Here is a 16,469-nt window from a genome sequence, read left to right as displayed (position 1 = left end):
TATTAAAAACCAAATAATGTTGCTATAATATATTATAATTTTTTATTTAAGGAAAAGGTATGTTACTAGCTGTTTCAAGTTGTTTATTAGGCAATAATGTAAGATATGATGGTACAAATCAAAAAGATAAGTTTATTTTAGATACTTTAAGTAAATACGCAGATTTTGTACATTTCTGTCCAGAACATTTGGCCTTGGGAACTCCAAGAGAGACTATTCGAATAATTAGTGAGAAAAATAAAATTTTCCTTAAGACAGTCTTTACAAAAGAGGATGTAACTGAAAAAATAATGGAATCTTCTTTAAAAGAAGCATCTAAACTTAAAGATTTTCCTATTTGTGGAATCATACTAAAATCAAAATCGCCAAGCTGTGGTTTAGGTGATGCAAAGTATTATGAAAATGGTATGCCACAAGGGAAAAAAGATGGAGTTTTTGCTGCTTTATGTAAAGAAAAATTCCCATATTTAGCCATAGAAGATGAAGCAAGACTAAATGATGCTTGGCTTAGGGAAAACTTTATTATGCAAATTTTTGCTTATAGTGATATGCAAAAATTAAGTAATAGTATTAGTAAGATTAGCCAATTAGTGGAATTTCATACTTCATATAAATATTTGCTTCATTCAAAAAATGAACTTTTATATAGACAGTTGGGCAAAATAGTAGCAAATCAAGAATCAAAAAGTTTAGAAGAGATAGTTAATAACTATAAAGAGCTTTTTTTTCAAACAATTAATACAAAAAGTAAGATTAGTAAAACAGTTAATGTTTTAGAGCATATGGTAGGTTTTTTTAAAAAAGAACTTACAAAAGAAGAAAAAGTTGAACTTAAAAAGCTAATTGATGATTATAAAAATAAAATTATACCTTTAATAACAGTAATTGCTTTAATTAAACTATTGAGTGTAAAATACAATAAAGAGTTTTTATTAAAACAAAAATTTTTACAACCTTATCCAGATGAGTTAGCATTAAGAAGTGATATTAAAAGTGGAAAATAAAAAAACAATATTATGGTATAGAAGAGATTTAAGAGTAGAAGATGTTCAACTTTTAAGTATTGAAGGTGAAGTTCTTCCTATATTTATATTTGATAAAGAGATTTTAAATACTTTAGAAAAAGAAGATAAAAGAGTTGATTATATTTTTAAAAGAGTTCTACAATTAAAAGAAAATCTTAGAAAAATTAACTTGGATTTACTTATTTTTTATGCAAAACCAACAGAAGTTTTTAATTATTTAAAAGATTATGGTTTTAATGAAGTATATGCTTCTATTGATTATGATAACTATGCAAAAAATAGAGATTTGGAAATCTCTAAAATAATAAAATTTAATCCTTTGCAAGATAACTATATTTACAATGTAGATGAAATTTTAAAAGCTGATAAAAGTCCATATGTAGTTTTTAGTCCATATTTTAAAGAAGCAAAAAGAATTTATGTAAAAGAACACTCTTTAGAGTATAAAAAACAAAATAATTATTTATATAATTATAGTGATTTTAATTTTATTATAGAGTTTGATAGTACTAAAAAGCTTTTCAAAGAATTAAAAATTAACTCAATTGGTTTTAATGGCAATTCAATAGTCTATAAAAATCCAAAAGTTTTATTAGAACAATTGGAGTTTAAAATTGATAAATATGAAGAAAATAGAGATTTTTTAAATTTAGATGCTACTTCAAATTTAAGTTTAGATATTAGATTTGGGATTATTAGTGTTCGAGAGATTTTAAGATATTTAATAAAATTAAAAAGACAAAAACATCAAACAGAAGGATTTTTTAGGCAATTGGTTTTTAGAGATTTTTATGCTTATTTACTTTTTCATTTTCCTAAATTACATAAAGAAGATTTTAAAAAAACTGCTCCTTATAGTTTTGATAAAGAGTTATATGAGAGTTTTATTAGTGCAAAAACAGGAGTTCCTATTATTGATGCTGGAGTAACTGAGTTAATTACAACAGGAAATATGCACAATCGAGTAAGAATGATAGTAGCTAGTTTTTTTTGTAAACACTTAATGTTACCGTGGCAAGAAGGTGAAAAGTTTTTTGCTAAGTATTTAATGGACTATGATGCTGCTTCAAATATCTTATCGTGGCAATGGAGTTCTAGTACAGGTGTTGATGCACAACCATATTTTAGGGTATTTAATCCTTATTCACAAAGTAAAAAATTTGATAAAGATGCAATATATATAAAAAAATATTTACCTATTTTAAAAGATATTGAAGCAAAAAATTTACATGATGAAGAGTTTTTATTTAATACTGAGATTAAAGATTATGTAAAACCAATAGTAAAACATAGTTTAGCAAGAGTGAATTTTTTACAAAAAGCAAAAAGCATTAAATAATAATTTTAGTTATTATTGGTTAAACTTTTTTATGGAAAAGTTTATTGATTTTAAAACAGTTCTTATTAGTGTTGATGAAGAGATTTTGCAAAAGAATCTTGATAAGTTTATAGATACTTCATTAAAATTAAAAGGTATAAAAGTAAAAATAAATGAAAATATATTTTATACCTTTATAAAAGAGCTTAATAGCTATCAAATTACTATTTTTAAAACAAATAAATTCTATTTTTCTAATTTGGAAAAATATATTAAAAACGAGAGTATTTATACACTTTTTGTATATGAAAATTATCTTATTTTATATAAAAATAAGAAACTTTACTATTATCAATATTTAAAATATAAACTAACTAAAGAACAAATAAAAGAGTATTTTTTTAAAAGATTTAATTTTTCTTCTGTTGAACCAATTTATTTAAACTCATTATCTTTTCAAAAAGATATAAATTCTTCTTCAAATATAAAATTTAAATATCTATTTTTATTTTTAGCAACTTTACTTTTTTCATTTGCTTTATTTTCTCTTTTTAAAAATAAAAATTTAAAAAAGCAAGAAGTTAGTTTATACCAAGAAAAAAAACTTCTTTCTACACAATTAATTAAACTATTTAAAGAAATAAATAATTCAAATATTTATATAAAAAATCTTAACTTTACAAAGGGGGAATTTAAAGTGGTTTTTTACTCAAAAGAGCAAGTTTCGCTTTATAAGTTTATTAATAACAATAAAAAATATTTGGATACAAAAGAAGTATCTTTTAATGAAGAAAGTAAATATTATGAACTTTTTGGAAGTATTTATACTACTAGAAAATAAAATTGATAAACTCTCTTTTTTTGAAAAAATAAAGCTTTTTTCAATTCCAATACTTCTAAGTATCACAATTTTAATTCTTATAAATGATAATAATAGTTTTAATTTTACTATACAAAAAGAAAATAGAATATTTAATAAAAATCAAACAAAAATAATTAAAGATTTTACAAACTACTTTAATGACAACAATATAAATTTGCAAGAAATCAAACAAATAAATACTGAAGTACAGTTAAGCTTTTTTGCAAGTTTTATGCAGTTTGTCAAAACTATTTATTATCTTGAAACCTATAATAATTTTTCTTATATTAAACATATGGAAGTTTTAAAAAATGAAAATAGTTTTTTAGTTAGTTTAAAAGTAGGTTTTGAAAAGTTTTATTTAAATAATAAAGGATTTAAGTTAAAGGATTTTAAGCAAGAAAATAAAAAATTTGCTTTTAAAATAGAAGCAGTAGTAATGAATTATGTATTTATTGAAAATAGGTGGTATACAGTGGGTGATTATATAAATTCATATAAGATAATAAGCATATCAGATGATTTTATACAATTTAAAAAAGATAATAAAGTTCAAAAGGTTTTCTATGAATAAAGAGTTTTATGAGCTAATAATAGATTATAATTTTGTAAAAAAATATGATGTAAAAGCTTTAGAAAAAGCTTTGATTTTGCCTTTTTTTGAAGATGAGATTTATACAAGTTGTGCAGTTTGCAAAAAAAGTGATATAAAATTTGCAAAAACCTGCTTTTTTAATATTACAAAATTCTTAGAATTTAAAAGTGAAGAGATACTCTTTTATTTAAGTGATATTGAGAAAAGAATAGCTTTATATAATTTAAGTTTAGAAGTTGTAAAAACAAATAGCACTCAAGAATGTATAGAAGAGTTTTTAACTTTATTACTAGATTTTTCAATTGAAAAAAGAGCTAGTGATATTCATTTTGAAACACATAATGATTATTTATGTATTAAGTTTAGAATAGATGGTAAATTAAAACATATAATAAATTTTCATAAAAATTTTTATAAAGTTATAAGCTCAATTATTAAATTAAAAGCTTCCTTGGATATTACCCAATATAAACTTGCATTAGATGGCAGATTTAGTAAATCTATACAAAATAGTATTTATGATTTTAGAGTCTCTATTTTACCAACACTATATGGAGAATCAATTGTTTTAAGAATTTTAGATAATAAAACTATTGATAAAAAGTTAAATGCCTTAGAGTTTTCTTCTAATATTTTTAAGAGTTTAGAAGAGATTAGTAGTTTAACTCAGGGCTTAGTTTTAGTGTGTGGACCTACAGGAAGTGGGAAAACAACAACTTTATATTCCTTATTAAAAAGTTTAGATTATAAAAATAAAAAGATAATTACAGTTGAAGAACCTGTGGAATATAAAATTAAAAATATTTGTCAAATAAACATTGATAAAAAAAGAGGCTTATCTTTTAATAGTGTGTTGAAAAATATTTTAAGACAAGACCCTGATATAATTTTTATTGGAGAAATTAGAGATTCTTTATCTTTGCAAATTGCTATTCAAGCTTCTTTAACAGGCCACTTAGTTCTTTCAACTATTCATTCAAGTAATGCTTTAAATGCCATAAGTAGATTATTAGATTTAAAGTGCCAAAATTTTTTATTATCTTCCACTTTAAAATATATTTTTTATCAAAGATTAGTATTAAAAGTTTGCCCTTTTTGTAATTTTAAAGGTTGCTATAAATGCAACTATACTAAGTATTTAGGAAGAACAGTTATAGCAGAAGTTATTAAAATAGATGAAGTTTTAAGTTCACTAATATCTAAAAATGAAACCTTTGATAGTTTTAAAACTTATTTAAATACTATTAAATTTAAAAATATTCTTGATGATGCAAAAGAGAAAGTAAAAAAATCACTTACCACATTAGATGAGGTTTATAAAGTTTTAGGTTTTGAAGATGAAGTATGAGATTACCTATCAAAAAAACTCTAAACTTTATAAAGAAATAATAGAGAAAAAAGAACTTAGAAAAATTAATAAAAATATAATAGAAATAAAAAAGCTAGAGTCTAAAACCTTTAATTTATTTAAGAAAAAAATCACTTTACAAACAGCTTATTATTTCTTTTTAGAATTAAATCTAATGTTAAAAGCCAAAATACATATTAAAGAGGCTTTAGAACTTCTTTTAAAAAATAAAAAAGATAAAAATATAAAAGAGTTTATTTCTGTTTTACTTGAAAATATTAATTGTGGGAAAGGTATAGATTTTAATTCACTCTCTTTTAGTCTTGATAGTAGTGTTAAAAATTTTTTTAAAATAGCAAATAGTAAAGGTAATATATATTTAACAGTTAATGCTTTAACAAACTTTTTAAAATTTAATTTAAAAATAAAAAAAGAGTTAATAAAAGCTTTTTCATATCCTTTTATTTTACTTATAACTTTATTTTTTTGTATTTTTAGTATTTTTTATATAGTTTTACCCTCTTTTGAATTATTTCTTTTTCAAGAGGGAGTAAATAAAAATTTAGCAACTCTTTTACTATTTAAGTTAAAAGATTTTTTGAAGAACTATTTTATGCATTTAAATATAATATTTTCACTATCTTTTATAGTTGTTTATATATTTTATAAATTAAATAAAAGGTGTGCATATCTGTTTGATAAGATTATTTTACAAAATATTCCAATATTTAGTTCTTTAGTTCTTAATCTTCAAATGTATAGACTTTTTATTATTTTAAATATTTTGCAAAAAGAAAACTATGAGTTTCACTCTTGTTTAAATAGTCTTAGTAGTTTAATTAAAAACAAATATCTTTTGGATAAAATAACGCAAATTGAAAATCTTTTAAAAAGTGGTAAAAGTATAAGCTACTCTTTTTCAAGTACAAAAATTTTTGATGATGTAGTTTTAAATTTAATTCAAACAGGTGAAAATTCAAACTGTTTGAAAAAAGCAACTTTAGAGATTGAGAAGATTTATAAAAATAGTTATAAAAGAAAAATTAAGTCACTATGCTTTTGGATACAGCCTTTTGTATTTATAATAATACTAGGGTTAATTTTATGGATTATATTTGCTATATTTGTACCCATTTGGAGTATTAGTGAAATAATTAAGTATTAAAGGAAAAGAATGATTAGCGAAAAAGAGTTTGAAAACTCAATAAAAAATATCTTAGAATATATTGGTGAAGATGTAACTAGAGAAGGGTTAGTAAAAACTCCAAGTCGTGTAAGAAAAGCTTTTGAGTTTATGTGTGGCGGATATAAACAAAATCCAGAAGAGATTATAAATTCAGCTCTTTTTACAAGTACAAATGATGAAATGGTTGTAATTAAAGATATAGAATTTTATTCACAATGTGAACATCATATGTTGCCAATAATTGGTAAAGCTCATGTTGCATATATTCCAAATGGTAAAGTAGTAGGACTTAGTAAAATACCAAGAGTAGTAGATGTATTTGCTAGAAGATTACAAATTCAAGAGCAAATGACTGAACAAATTTGCGATGCACTTAATAATGCTTTAAATCCAAAAGGTGTTGCCGTTATGATTGAAGCTAGACATATGTGTATGGAGATGAGAGGAGTTGAAAAAATATGTTCAACAACTGTTACTTCCGCTTTAAGAGGATTATTTAAGCAAAATAAAAAAACAAAAGATGAGTTTTTATCTATTGTTTCAACAGCTTCTATAAAATAAGGAATTTTTCCTTATTTTAAAAGTTTTCTATATCTTCCACATCTTTTGTGGAGATTTTTTCAAGTTTTGTTTCTACAATATCTAAAAAATCATTTCTATTTTTTTCATCCATATTATTTAAAAGCATTTCTAAAATATATTTTATACCATTTGCATTTATTTTTTTTATACTTGCAAGATAGTGAACAAATGCAATATATCTAACATCATTTATAGAATATAACTTTTTTATTTTTCCCTCAGCTTGAGGAAACAAACCTTTTTCTTCATACATTTTTAAAGTTCTAGGTTTTGTACTTAAAAGTTCTGCAATACTGCTTATAGGTAAAATACACTTTTCATTATCAAGTAGTGCCATAAAAGTCCTTTTATAAAAGTATAATTTTTGCAAGCATTAAAAAACTAAAAAAGCCAACTATATCTGTAACAGTTGTTAGTAAAACTGTACTTCCTACTGCTGGGTCAATTTTAAATTTTTTTAGTATTAAAGGAATTGATGCACCAAAAAAACCTGCACTAAATAAATTTACAATCATTGAAAGACCAATTACTAATCCAAGTAGTTTTTCATCAAACCAAATCCAAGCAATAACTCCCATAATTAATGCAAATAAAAATCCATTAAATAAAGAGATAAAAACCTCTTTTTTTACTGCATCTTTTGCATTTTCTAACTCAATATCTCCTAATGCTAATTGTCTTACCATAACTGCAAGTGTTTGTGTTCCTGCATTTCCTCCCATTGAGGCAACAATTGGCATAAGAATTGCTAAAGCAACATATGCTTGAATTGTTTGGTCAAATAAGCCAATAACAAGTGAAGCTAAAATTGCTGTACCTAGATTTAAAAATAGCCATATTGCTCTTTTTTTAGCTGTATTAATAAGATTGTCTTCATGCTCAAACTCTTCATCTACCCCTGCTAATTGATAGATTTGTTCAGTTGCATTTTGTTCAATAACATCTAAAATATCATCACTTGTAATTCTTCCCATTAAAATATCTTGATAACCCACAACTGCAACAACACTTAAGTCATATTGTTCAACATGTTTTGCAACTTCATCAATATGTGTTTTATCACTTACTTTAAAAGGTTTATATTTATACTCATCAGCTTCATTTAAAATTTCTTCATATGTTTTATCAAAATCAAAAATAATTAAATCTTCTAATAAAATTGAAGCAATTAAAGACTTATCATCATTAACAACAAATACTTGGTGAATATTTTCTAAAGCATCTTCTGCTTTTGCTTCTTTTAATCTTTTTATTGATTGTCCAATTGTCTCTTTTAGCTTTGCAGAAAAAAGCTCAGTTTGCATATACGCACCAGCTTCATCCTCTTCATATCTTCTAAGCCAATCAATCTCTTTTTTATCTTGTTCTTCTAAACCTTCATAAATTTCTTTAGCTTTTTCTCTATCTATTTCTTCAATTTCTTGAATAATATCTGTTGCATCATCAGATTCTAATTCATCAACTGCATCAGTAAGTTTTTCAATAGATAACTCTTCATATGCTGCTTCTCTTAAATTGTCAGGTAATTCTAATAAAACTTCTCCCAGAATTTCATCTGGCATAGTTTTAAGTACATAGAAAAAGTCATCTTCGCTTTCATTTTCTATTTTTTTAAGGGAGTATGCAATGTCAGAGGGGTGAAGATTGTCTAATTTCTCTAAAAGTTCATTAGGATCTTTTATGATATTTTCATTTTGCATTTAAACTCCTTTTGTAGTTATTGTATTGTTGTAAAACTCTCTTTTCTTGCCAACCTTGTAGGAAGTTTTCTATTTTCATCACTAACTACTAAATTAAGTTCATTAAAATAATCTTTTGTATTAGCTATAAAAGTAGCTTGTTCTTTTCCAGATAACTTTATTTCTTTTCCTCTTTTTATAACTTGTAATGGATCAATTGCTCTTCCATTTTTATATAAACCTAAATGTAAATGTGGTCCTGAACTTAGTCCTGTATTTCCCACATAACCAATATGTGTTCCCTTACTTACATAACTTCCAACTTTTAAACCACTTTTAAATCTACTTTGATGAGCATATAAAGTTCTATAACCATTTTTATGATCAATTATTATAACATTTCCATAACCACCTTTTACACCTCTAAAGATAATTTTCCCATCTCCCGCAGCGTAAATAGGTCTTCCTTTTGGTGCAGCAAAATCTGTTCCAAGGTGGGCTCTATATTTTTTTAAAACTGGATGCCATCTTCTTTTTGTAAATTGTGATGAAATTCTATTATATGATAATGGTATCTTAAAAAAGTATGTTTTTGAAAAACCTCTTCCTTTTTCATCATAATATTTGTCATTTTTATTATTTTTAAATCTATAATGTTTTTTTCCATTAACTTCAACCATTGCAGCAGTTAATTCAGGGCTTCCAAAATATTTGCCCATTCTAATTTTTTGTTTATATTTTAATGCTACAAAATCACCTTTTTGAATTCTTCTAAAATTTATACTTCTTCCATATACTCTCATAACTTCATTTGCTAAAGCTAAATTTTCTGTTGCTTCAAATATATCTTGAAAAGGAGATTTTTTAATCTCAATTGCAATAGTTTCTTCTATTTCTTGATAAGAAATTGGAATGGCTTCAAATTTATATTCACCCTTATTACTTTCATAAATATGTAGTTGCATATCCTCAGAAACAGGAATTAATACTTGTTTTAATGTTCCATCTTCATTTAATAAAAGATTATATTCTGTTCCAGCAACTATCTCTGAACACAACTCTTTATCTTCTTTTTCTAGTTCAAAATATAATTTTTGAGAAATATTATATTTATCTAGAAAAGTTAAAAAACTATCTCCCTTTGGCCAAGTTAGCTCTTGAACTTGTAAAGCAAACATTGATGAAATAAAAATGATTAGTATTAATATAATTTTCATGAAACTTTCTTTTATAAAAAAATTAGGGGTATTATTATACAATTGCAAAACTTAAATAAATATAGTTGGGGTGTATGTATGCGATTTTTAGGGCTTTTATTATTTGGTATAACTTTTTTGTTTGCTGATTTAGTTGATATATATAGAACACAAGGAATTGATGCTGTAAAAGAACAATTAGAAAAAAAATTACAAGAAAAAAGTTATTGGGAAAAATTTTTAGAAGATAAAAATATTGATTATGGATATTATGAATCTACTAAATTTTTAATTTTTGTGGACAAAGATACAAAAGAGTTAAAAGTATATAAAAAAGTTGATAATAGATTTTCTGAAATTCTAAAAGATAGTGTAATTATTGGAGAAAAACAAGGAGATAAAAAAGTTGAAGGTGATTTAAAAACTCCAGAAGGTGTTTATAAACTAACAAATAAACTTACAAAATTAGATCCTTTTTATGGTCCTTTAGCCCTAGTTACTTCATATCCTAATACTTTTGATAAAGCTTTAAATAAAAAAGGTCATGGAATTTGGATTCATGGTATGCCTTTAAATCAGCAAAGAGAAGAGTTTACAAAAGGTTGTATAGCTTTAGATAATCCAAATTTACAAAACCTTGATAAAACAATAGATTTAGAAGAGTCTTTATTACTAATTTCAAAAGATGAAATTAAAAAAAGTACAAAAGATGAAATAAGTTTAATTTTATCATCAATTTATAAATGGAAAGATGCTTGGAAAAAGTCTGATATTGATGCTTATTTATCTTTTTACTCAAAAGAGTTTAAAAGATATGATGGAGTTGAACTTAATAGTTTTGCTGAGTATAAAAAAACAATTTTTTCAAGAAAACAAGATAAAACAATAATTTTTTCAAATATAAATATAATTCCTTATCCAAATTCTTTAAATAAAAAAATGTATAAGGTTCTAATGGATGAAGTTTATAGAACAAATAGTTACAAATTTGATGGGAAAAAAGAGCTATTTATAGAGCTTAAAGATAATAAAATAGAAATACTATCTGAAGGATAAAAGTTTTTTTAACCCCTTTTTGGATATAATCGCACCTTAACTATGAAATAACTTTTAAGGTAACAGATGCAAAAAGAGATGAATATTGAAGAGATTGCATTAGCGCACTCTTTAACGCTTGAGGAATTAGAACAAATTAGAGAAATCTTAGGAAGAGAACCAAATTATGTAGAAATTGGTATCTTTTCTGCTATGTGGAGTGAGCATTGCTCATATAAATCAAGTAAAAAATATTTAAGTGGTTTCCCTACAAAAGCCCCTTGGGTAATCCAAGGTCCAGGTGAAAATGCTGGTGTTATTGACATTGGTGATGGATATGCTGCTGTATTTAAAATGGAATCACACAATCACCCTTCATTTATTGAACCTTACCAAGGTGCTGCTACTGGTGTTGGAGGAATTTTAAGAGATGTATTTACAATGGGAGCTAGACCAATTGCAAATATGAACTCAATTAGATTTGCTTCAATTGAAGGTAATAGTGAAACTGCACAAAAACATAGATATTTATTAAGAGGGGTTGTTGCTGGTATTGGTGGTTATGGTAACTGTATGGGAGTTCCAACTATTGGTGGAGAAACAACTTTTGAAGAGTGTTATGCAGGAAACAATCTTGTAAATGCTTTTACTTTAGGTCTTGCTAAAGCAGATGAGATTTTCTATGGAAGAGCAGAGGGTATTGGTAACCCAGTTATGTATGTTGGAAGTAAAACAGGAAGAGATGGACTTGGTGGAGCGGTTATGTCAAGTGCTTCTTTTGATGAAGATAGTGAATCAAAAAGACCAACAGTACAAGTAGGGGACCCTTTTACTGAAAAACTTCTATTGGAAGCTTGCTTAGAATTATTTAAAGAGGATTTAATTGTAGGTATCCAAGATATGGGTGCTGCTGGACTTACATCTTCATCTTTTGAGATGGCTGGAAGAAGTGGTTCTGGTATGATAATGCATTTAGATAAAGTTCCTGCAAGAGAAGAGGGAATGACTCCTTATGATTTTATGCTTTCTGAATCTCAAGAAAGAATGCTTATTTGTGCTAAAAAAGGAAGTGAGCAAAAAATCATCGAAATTTTCCAAAAATGGGAATTAGATGTGGCTGTTATTGGAGAAGTTACAAGTACAGGTAATATGGAATTATTCTGGCATGGACAAAAAGTTGCTGAAGTTCCTGTTCAACCAGTAAGTGAACAAGCACCAGTATTAGATAGACCTGTTAAAGAGCCTGAATACTTAAAAGATATTGCAAATATTACTTTAGATAAAGATATTGCTAATCAAGAAGCTTTTGATGCAATGTTTAGTGATATGGAAGTTGTTGATAAATCTTGGATTTACAGTCAATATGACTCTATGGTACAAACAAATACTATTAAAGGACCTGGAAAATTAGATGGTTCTTCAATTAGAATTAAAGAGACAGGAAAAGCACTTGCAATGAGTGCTGATTGTAATACAAGATTTTGTTATATTAATCCAAAATTAGGTGCTAGTGCAGCTGTTATGGAATCTGGAAGAAATGTTGCTATGACTGGTGCTATGCCAAAGGCAATTACAGATTGTTTAAATTTTGGAAATCCACAAAATCCAGAAGTTATGTGGCAATTTGCTCAATCTTGTGAAGGTATTAAAGATGCTTGTAGAGAGCTTATTACTCCTGTTATTGGTGGAAATGTATCTTTATACAATGAAACAAATGGGGTAGGAGTATTCCCAACACCTTCAATTGCAATGGTTGGAGTAAATGATGATGCAAATAAAGTTTTACCTTCTTGTGTTCAAAAACAAGGAAATATTATTTTCTTATTAGGTGAAACAAAGAGTGAATTCGGTGGTTCTTTATATATGAAAAAAATGTATAATAAAGTAGCTGGAGTTCATCCTGAAGTTGATTTTGAAAAAGAGTTAAAACTTTGGAATACAGTAATTGAAGCTAATAAACAAGACCTTTTAGTAGCTGCTAAAGATGTAAATGTTGGTGGAATTGCAGTTTCATTAGCAAAAATGGCAGTTGTTGGAAATAAAGGTGTAAAAGTAAATGTAAATTTAGCAAATAGTAAAGATATTTTCAGTGAAACTTTAAGTAGAGCTTTAGTTGAAGTAAATCCTGAAAATAAAGAAAACTTTATTGCAATTGCAAAAGAAAATGGTATAGCTTGTGAGGAAATTGGTATAGTTGAAGGTAATACAATTTGTATTAATGATATTTCTATTTCATTAGAAGCAGCAAGTGATATTTACTTTAATAAATTTAAAAAAGTAATTGAACAAGACTTATAATTAAAATAAGTCTAAAAGCCAAACTCAAAGTGAGTTTGGCTTTTTTTATTTTAGAATAATAAATTATGGGGAGAAGATACTTAAAATGAGAGCTTTAATTAGTGTTAGTGATAAAAGTGGTATAGAGAATTTTGCAAAAGAATTAGTTGCTTTAGGGTATGAGATTATCTCAACTGGTGGAACATATAATAAATTAAAAGAGGCAGGAATTGCTGTAATAGAGGCAAATGAAGTTACAAAATTTCCTGAATGTTTTGAAGGTAGAGTTAAAACTTTAAATCCATATATTCATGGAGGAATTTTACATAGAAGAGATAAACAATCTCATTTAGACCAAGCAAAAGAGCTTGGAGTTGAAGGTATTGATTTAGTTTGTGTAAACTTATATCCTTTTAAAGCAACAATTGAAAAAACTGATGATTTTGAAGAGATTATTGAAAATATAGATATTGGTGGGCCTGCTATGGTTAGAAGTGCGGCTAAAAACTTTGATTCAGTTATTATTGTAACTGATGTTGCAGATTATGATTTAGTATTAAATAATCTTAAAAACAATACTAATACAGTTGAGTTTAGAAGAGATATGATGATTAAAGCATATGAGCATACAGCTGCATATGATGCTATGATTGCAAATTATATGAATAAAAGATTTAATAATGCAATGGGTGCAAAACAATTTATTGTAGGTTCTAAAGTATTTGATACAAGATATGGAGAAAATCCACATCAAAAAGGTGCTTTATATGAGTTTGATAACCAATTTACAAGTAAATTTATCACTTTAAAAGGTGAAGCAAGTTTTAATAATATGGGTGATATTAGTGGTGCTGCTAAAATTGCTGCTGCGTTTGGAAAAGAACCTGCTGTTTGTATAGTAAAACATGGAAATCCTTGTGGTTTTGCCATAAAAGATAATTTATTTGATTCATATGTGGAAGCTTTAAAATGTGACCCAGTTTCTGCTTTTGGTGGTGTGGTTGCTGTAAATGGAATAGTTGATAAAGAATTAGCTATTAAAATGAATGAAATTTTCTTAGAAGTAGTATTTGCTGCACAAATTACTCCTGAAGCACAAGAAGTATTTGCAAGTAAAAAAAGAATTAAACTTTTTGAGCAAGGTACACAATATTTAGAACTTGCAAATGATACATATGATTTTAAAAGAGTTGATGGTGGATTTGTATATCAAGATGCTGACTTTGTAGAAGAAGATGAAGTTAGAAATGCAGAACTTAAATCAACAAGACAAGCAACGCAACAAGAGATAAAAGATATGGAAATTGCATATAAAATTGCAAGTTTAACAAAATCAAATTGTGTTGTATATGTTAAAAATTCTGCTATGGTTGCAGTTGGAATGGGTATGACTTCAAGAGTTGATGCTTCTAAAGCTGCTTTAAGAAAAGCAGAAGATATGGGACTTGATGTATCTGGTGCTGTATTGGCTTCTGAAGCATTTTTCCCATTTAGAGACTCTATTGATGAAGCAAATAAAGCTGGGGTTAAATGTGTAATTGAGCCAGGTGGTTCTATTAGAGATGATGAGATTATTGAAGCTGCAAATGAATATAATATGGCACTTTATTTCTCTGGAAAAAGACACTTCTTACACTAAAATATAAATAAAAAAGAGTTAAAAGTATTTATACTTTTAACTCTTTTATTAGTTATTATCATTTTGTGCTTTTTTAACTATTTCTTCAATATTTACAATTGCTTTTTGATGACCTTCTATTGCCATATCGTATGAGCTATATCTTTTATTATAAATTGGTTCGTGGTATAAAACTTTCCCATTTTCTTTTTTAAATATCATTGTTTCATACACATATACATTATCATGTTGATTTAACCAAGCATGTCTTACATGCATTTTTATAGTAGATACAAAAAATCTTTTATCACCTAAACTTGCAATATGTTTTAATTCTAAATCATGATGTTCCATAAACTTTCTCCTAGAGTATTTTGCTAAATATTATATTCTTGTAATATGATAATAAAGTGACTAATTTTATCTAAAAGTAGTTATAAAATAACTTTTTGATAAAATACAAAAAAAATAAAGGAATCTTTTGCATTGGTTAGATATTGACAAAACTCATGTTTGGCATCCTTATAATTCATTGCCGTCAAAAACAAAACTTTTACCTGTAAAAAGAACTGATAAAACCTCAATATTTTTAGAAGATAATACAGAATTAATTGATGGAATGAGTTCATGGTGGAGTGCAATTCATGGGTATAACAATCCAAGATTAACAAAAGCTATTAAAACTCAGCTTGATATTATGCCTCATATTATGTTTGGAGGTATTGCACATGAAAATGCAGCAACTTTATGTAAGTTATTAGTTGATTTAACAGGATTAAATAGTGTATTTTTATGTGATAGTGGTTCTGTTTGCGTTGAAGTAGCTTTAAAAACAGCAATTCAATATCAAGAAGCAAAAGGTTTAAAAAAGTATAAGTTTATAGCTTGTGAACACTCTTATCATGGAGATACTTTAGCTGCAATGAGTGTATGTGATCCTAATAATTCAATGCATAATATTTATGGTACATATTTACCAAAACATATTTTTACAAAGGCTCCAGAACTAGGTTTTAATAATGATTGTACTAAAGCAATAGAAGAGCTTGAAAAAACATTTGAAATACATCATAAAGAAGTTGCAGGATTTATAATTGAACCTATTGTTCAAGGTGCTGGAGGAATGAGAATTTATAATCCTAAATTTTTAGTAAAAGCTAAAGAATTATGTATAAAATATGATATTTTATTTATTGCAGATGAAATAGCAACAGGATTTGGTCATACCGGAAAAATGTTTGCTATGGAACATGCAAATATAAAACCTGATATTATGACAGTTGGGAAAGGCTTAACTGGTGGTTATATGACAATGGCTGCTATGATTACTTCAAAAGAAGTAAGTGATACTATTTCTAATTCACAACTAGGTATTTTAATGCATGGACCAACTTTTATGGGAAATCCTTTAGCTTGTAGTGTGGCGATTGAAAGTATTAAACTTCTTTTAGAAACTCCTTGGCAAAAAAGAGTTTTAACTATCGAAGCTATTTTTAAAGAGGAACTTGAAGCAGCAAAAAATTTAGAATTAGTGGAAAATATTAGAAATATTGGAGCAATTGGAGTAATTGAGTTAAAAGATAATATATATGCACAAGAAATACAAGATTATTGTGTAAAAAATGGGGTATGGATAAGACCTTTTGGTAAGTTAATCTATTCTATTGTAGCTTATACAATAAAAGAAGAAGATTTAAGAAAAATTGTAAAGGTAATGATAGAAGCTATTAAATCTGTAAAGAGCTAAA

The 16,469-nt window shown here is 26.2% G+C and carries 15 protein-coding genes; 11 read left to right on the top strand and 4 right to left on the bottom strand.

What is annotated here, in order from left to right; translation table 11 throughout:
- Window positions 1-59 precede the first annotated feature (59 nt).
- Genes AMYT_RS10525 through folE form a run of 7 tightly spaced genes read left to right on the top strand, consistent with a single transcriptional unit; the run spans window position 60 to window position 6,895 of the window.
- Window positions 60-1,004 (top strand): YbgA family protein, encoded by a 945-nt coding sequence (locus tag AMYT_RS10525; RefSeq protein WP_114842486.1) that lies wholly within the window; start codon window positions 60-62, stop codon window positions 1,002-1,004.
- Window positions 994-2,364: a cryptochrome/photolyase family protein gene (locus AMYT_RS10520; RefSeq protein ID WP_114843190.1), complete on the top strand. Its 1,371-nt coding sequence runs from the start codon at window positions 994-996 to the stop codon at window positions 2,362-2,364. The genes AMYT_RS10525 and AMYT_RS10520 overlap by 11 nt, the downstream gene beginning before the upstream one ends.
- 31 nt (window positions 2,365-2,395) lie before the next feature.
- Entirely contained in the window at window positions 2,396-3,184 is a 789-nt protein-coding gene (locus tag AMYT_RS10515; protein ID WP_114842485.1) for a hypothetical protein, read from the top strand.
- Entirely contained in the window at window positions 3,147-3,779 is a 633-nt protein-coding gene (locus AMYT_RS10510) for a hypothetical protein (protein WP_129085762.1), read from the top strand. The genes AMYT_RS10515 and AMYT_RS10510 overlap by 38 nt, the downstream gene beginning before the upstream one ends.
- Window positions 3,772-5,148: a GspE/PulE family protein gene (locus tag AMYT_RS10505; protein WP_114842483.1), complete on the top strand. Its 1,377-nt coding sequence runs from the start codon at window positions 3,772-3,774 to the stop codon at window positions 5,146-5,148. Before AMYT_RS10510 ends, AMYT_RS10505 begins: the two co-directional genes overlap by 8 nt.
- Window positions 5,138-6,313, top strand: a complete 1,176-nt coding sequence (locus AMYT_RS10500) for a type II secretion system F family protein (RefSeq protein WP_114842482.1) — start codon at window positions 5,138-5,140, stop codon at window positions 6,311-6,313. Before AMYT_RS10505 ends, AMYT_RS10500 begins: the two co-directional genes overlap by 11 nt.
- 9 nt (window positions 6,314-6,322) lie before the next feature.
- Complete coding sequence (folE, locus tag AMYT_RS10495) at window positions 6,323-6,895, top strand: GTP cyclohydrolase I FolE (protein WP_114842481.1); 573 nt, start codon at window positions 6,323-6,325, stop codon at window positions 6,893-6,895.
- Between the two features lie 16 nt (window positions 6,896-6,911).
- On the opposite strand, the gene AMYT_RS10490 is transcribed toward folE, so the two are convergent.
- Genes AMYT_RS10490 through AMYT_RS10480 form a run of 3 tightly spaced genes read right to left on the bottom strand, consistent with a single transcriptional unit; the run spans window position 6,912 to window position 9,812 of the window.
- Window positions 6,912-7,253, bottom strand: coding sequence for a MerR family transcriptional regulator (locus AMYT_RS10490; RefSeq protein WP_114842480.1), 342 nt, complete (start codon window positions 7,251-7,253; stop codon window positions 6,912-6,914).
- A 10-nt stretch (window positions 7,254-7,263) separates the two neighbouring features.
- Window positions 7,264-8,616, bottom strand: coding sequence for a magnesium transporter (mgtE, locus tag AMYT_RS10485; protein WP_114842479.1), 1,353 nt, complete (start codon window positions 8,614-8,616; stop codon window positions 7,264-7,266).
- A gap of 17 nt (window positions 8,617-8,633) precedes the next feature.
- Window positions 8,634-9,812 carry a M23 family metallopeptidase gene (locus AMYT_RS10480; protein ID WP_114842478.1) on the bottom strand — a complete coding sequence of 393 codons (1,179 nt, stop codon included), beginning with the start codon at window positions 9,810-9,812 and terminating at the stop codon, window positions 8,634-8,636.
- A 42-nt stretch (window positions 9,813-9,854) separates the two neighbouring features.
- Between AMYT_RS10480 and AMYT_RS10475 the strand changes: the two genes are divergently transcribed.
- The 3 genes from AMYT_RS10475 (at window position 9,855) to purH (ending at window position 14,742) form a co-directional block, all read left to right on the top strand.
- Entirely contained in the window at window positions 9,855-10,847 is a 993-nt protein-coding gene (locus AMYT_RS10475) for a L,D-transpeptidase family protein (protein ID WP_228197858.1), read from the top strand.
- A 66-nt stretch (window positions 10,848-10,913) separates the two neighbouring features.
- Window positions 10,914-13,124 (top strand): phosphoribosylformylglycinamidine synthase subunit PurL, encoded by a 2,211-nt coding sequence (gene purL, locus AMYT_RS10470; protein ID WP_114842477.1) that lies wholly within the window; start codon window positions 10,914-10,916, stop codon window positions 13,122-13,124.
- 85 nt (window positions 13,125-13,209) lie between these two features.
- On the top strand, window positions 13,210-14,742 hold the full coding sequence (purH, locus tag AMYT_RS10465; RefSeq protein WP_114842476.1) for a bifunctional phosphoribosylaminoimidazolecarboxamide formyltransferase/IMP cyclohydrolase: 1,533 nt from the start codon (window positions 13,210-13,212) through the stop codon (window positions 14,740-14,742).
- 48 nt (window positions 14,743-14,790) lie between these two features.
- Here the strand turns inward: purH and AMYT_RS10460 are convergent, their stop codons facing one another.
- Complete coding sequence (locus tag AMYT_RS10460; RefSeq protein WP_191287666.1) at window positions 14,791-15,075, bottom strand: hypothetical protein; 285 nt, start codon at window positions 15,073-15,075, stop codon at window positions 14,791-14,793.
- 127 nt (window positions 15,076-15,202) lie between these two features.
- Here AMYT_RS10460 and bioA point away from each other — a divergent pair, with 127 nt between their 5' ends.
- Window positions 15,203-16,468, top strand: coding sequence for an adenosylmethionine--8-amino-7-oxononanoate transaminase (gene bioA, locus AMYT_RS10455; RefSeq protein WP_114842475.1), 1,266 nt, complete (start codon window positions 15,203-15,205; stop codon window positions 16,466-16,468).
- Window position 16,469 lies beyond the last annotated feature (1 nt).

It is taken from the genome of Malaciobacter mytili LMG 24559, assembly GCF_003346775.1.
Lineage (GTDB): Bacteria > Campylobacterota > Campylobacteria > Campylobacterales > Arcobacteraceae > Malaciobacter > Malaciobacter mytili.
This window is presented reverse-complemented; position numbering and strand designations above follow the sequence as displayed.

Bases quoted from the DNA above. Each gene is read 5' to 3' on its own strand.
- AMYT_RS10460 (WP_191287666.1), bottom strand. From the start codon at position 15,075: ATGGAACATCATGATTTAGAATTAAAACATATTGCAAGTTTAGGTGAT.
- purL (WP_114842477.1), top strand. From the start codon at position 10,914: ATGCAAAAAGAGATGAATATTGAAGAGATTGCATTAGCGCACTCTTTA.
- AMYT_RS10505 (WP_114842483.1), top strand. From the start codon at position 3,772: ATGAATAAAGAGTTTTATGAGCTAATAATAGATTATAATTTTGTAAAA.
- AMYT_RS10510 (WP_129085762.1), top strand. From the start codon at position 3,147: ATGAACTTTTTGGAAGTATTTATACTACTAGAAAATAAAATTGATAAA.
- AMYT_RS10525 (WP_114842486.1), top strand. From the start codon at position 60: ATGTTACTAGCTGTTTCAAGTTGTTTATTAGGCAATAATGTAAGATAT.
- AMYT_RS10490 (WP_114842480.1), bottom strand. From the start codon at position 7,253: ATGGCACTACTTGATAATGAAAAGTGTATTTTACCTATAAGCAGTATT.
- AMYT_RS10515 (WP_114842485.1), top strand. From the start codon at position 2,396: ATGGAAAAGTTTATTGATTTTAAAACAGTTCTTATTAGTGTTGATGAA.
- purH (WP_114842476.1), top strand. From the start codon at position 13,210: ATGAGAGCTTTAATTAGTGTTAGTGATAAAAGTGGTATAGAGAATTTT.
- AMYT_RS10480 (WP_114842478.1), bottom strand. From the start codon at position 9,812: ATGAAAATTATATTAATACTAATCATTTTTATTTCATCAATGTTTGCT.
- mgtE (WP_114842479.1), bottom strand. From the start codon at position 8,616: ATGCAAAATGAAAATATCATAAAAGATCCTAATGAACTTTTAGAGAAA.
- folE (WP_114842481.1), top strand. From the start codon at position 6,323: ATGATTAGCGAAAAAGAGTTTGAAAACTCAATAAAAAATATCTTAGAA.
- AMYT_RS10500 (WP_114842482.1), top strand. From the start codon at position 5,138: ATGAAGTATGAGATTACCTATCAAAAAAACTCTAAACTTTATAAAGAA.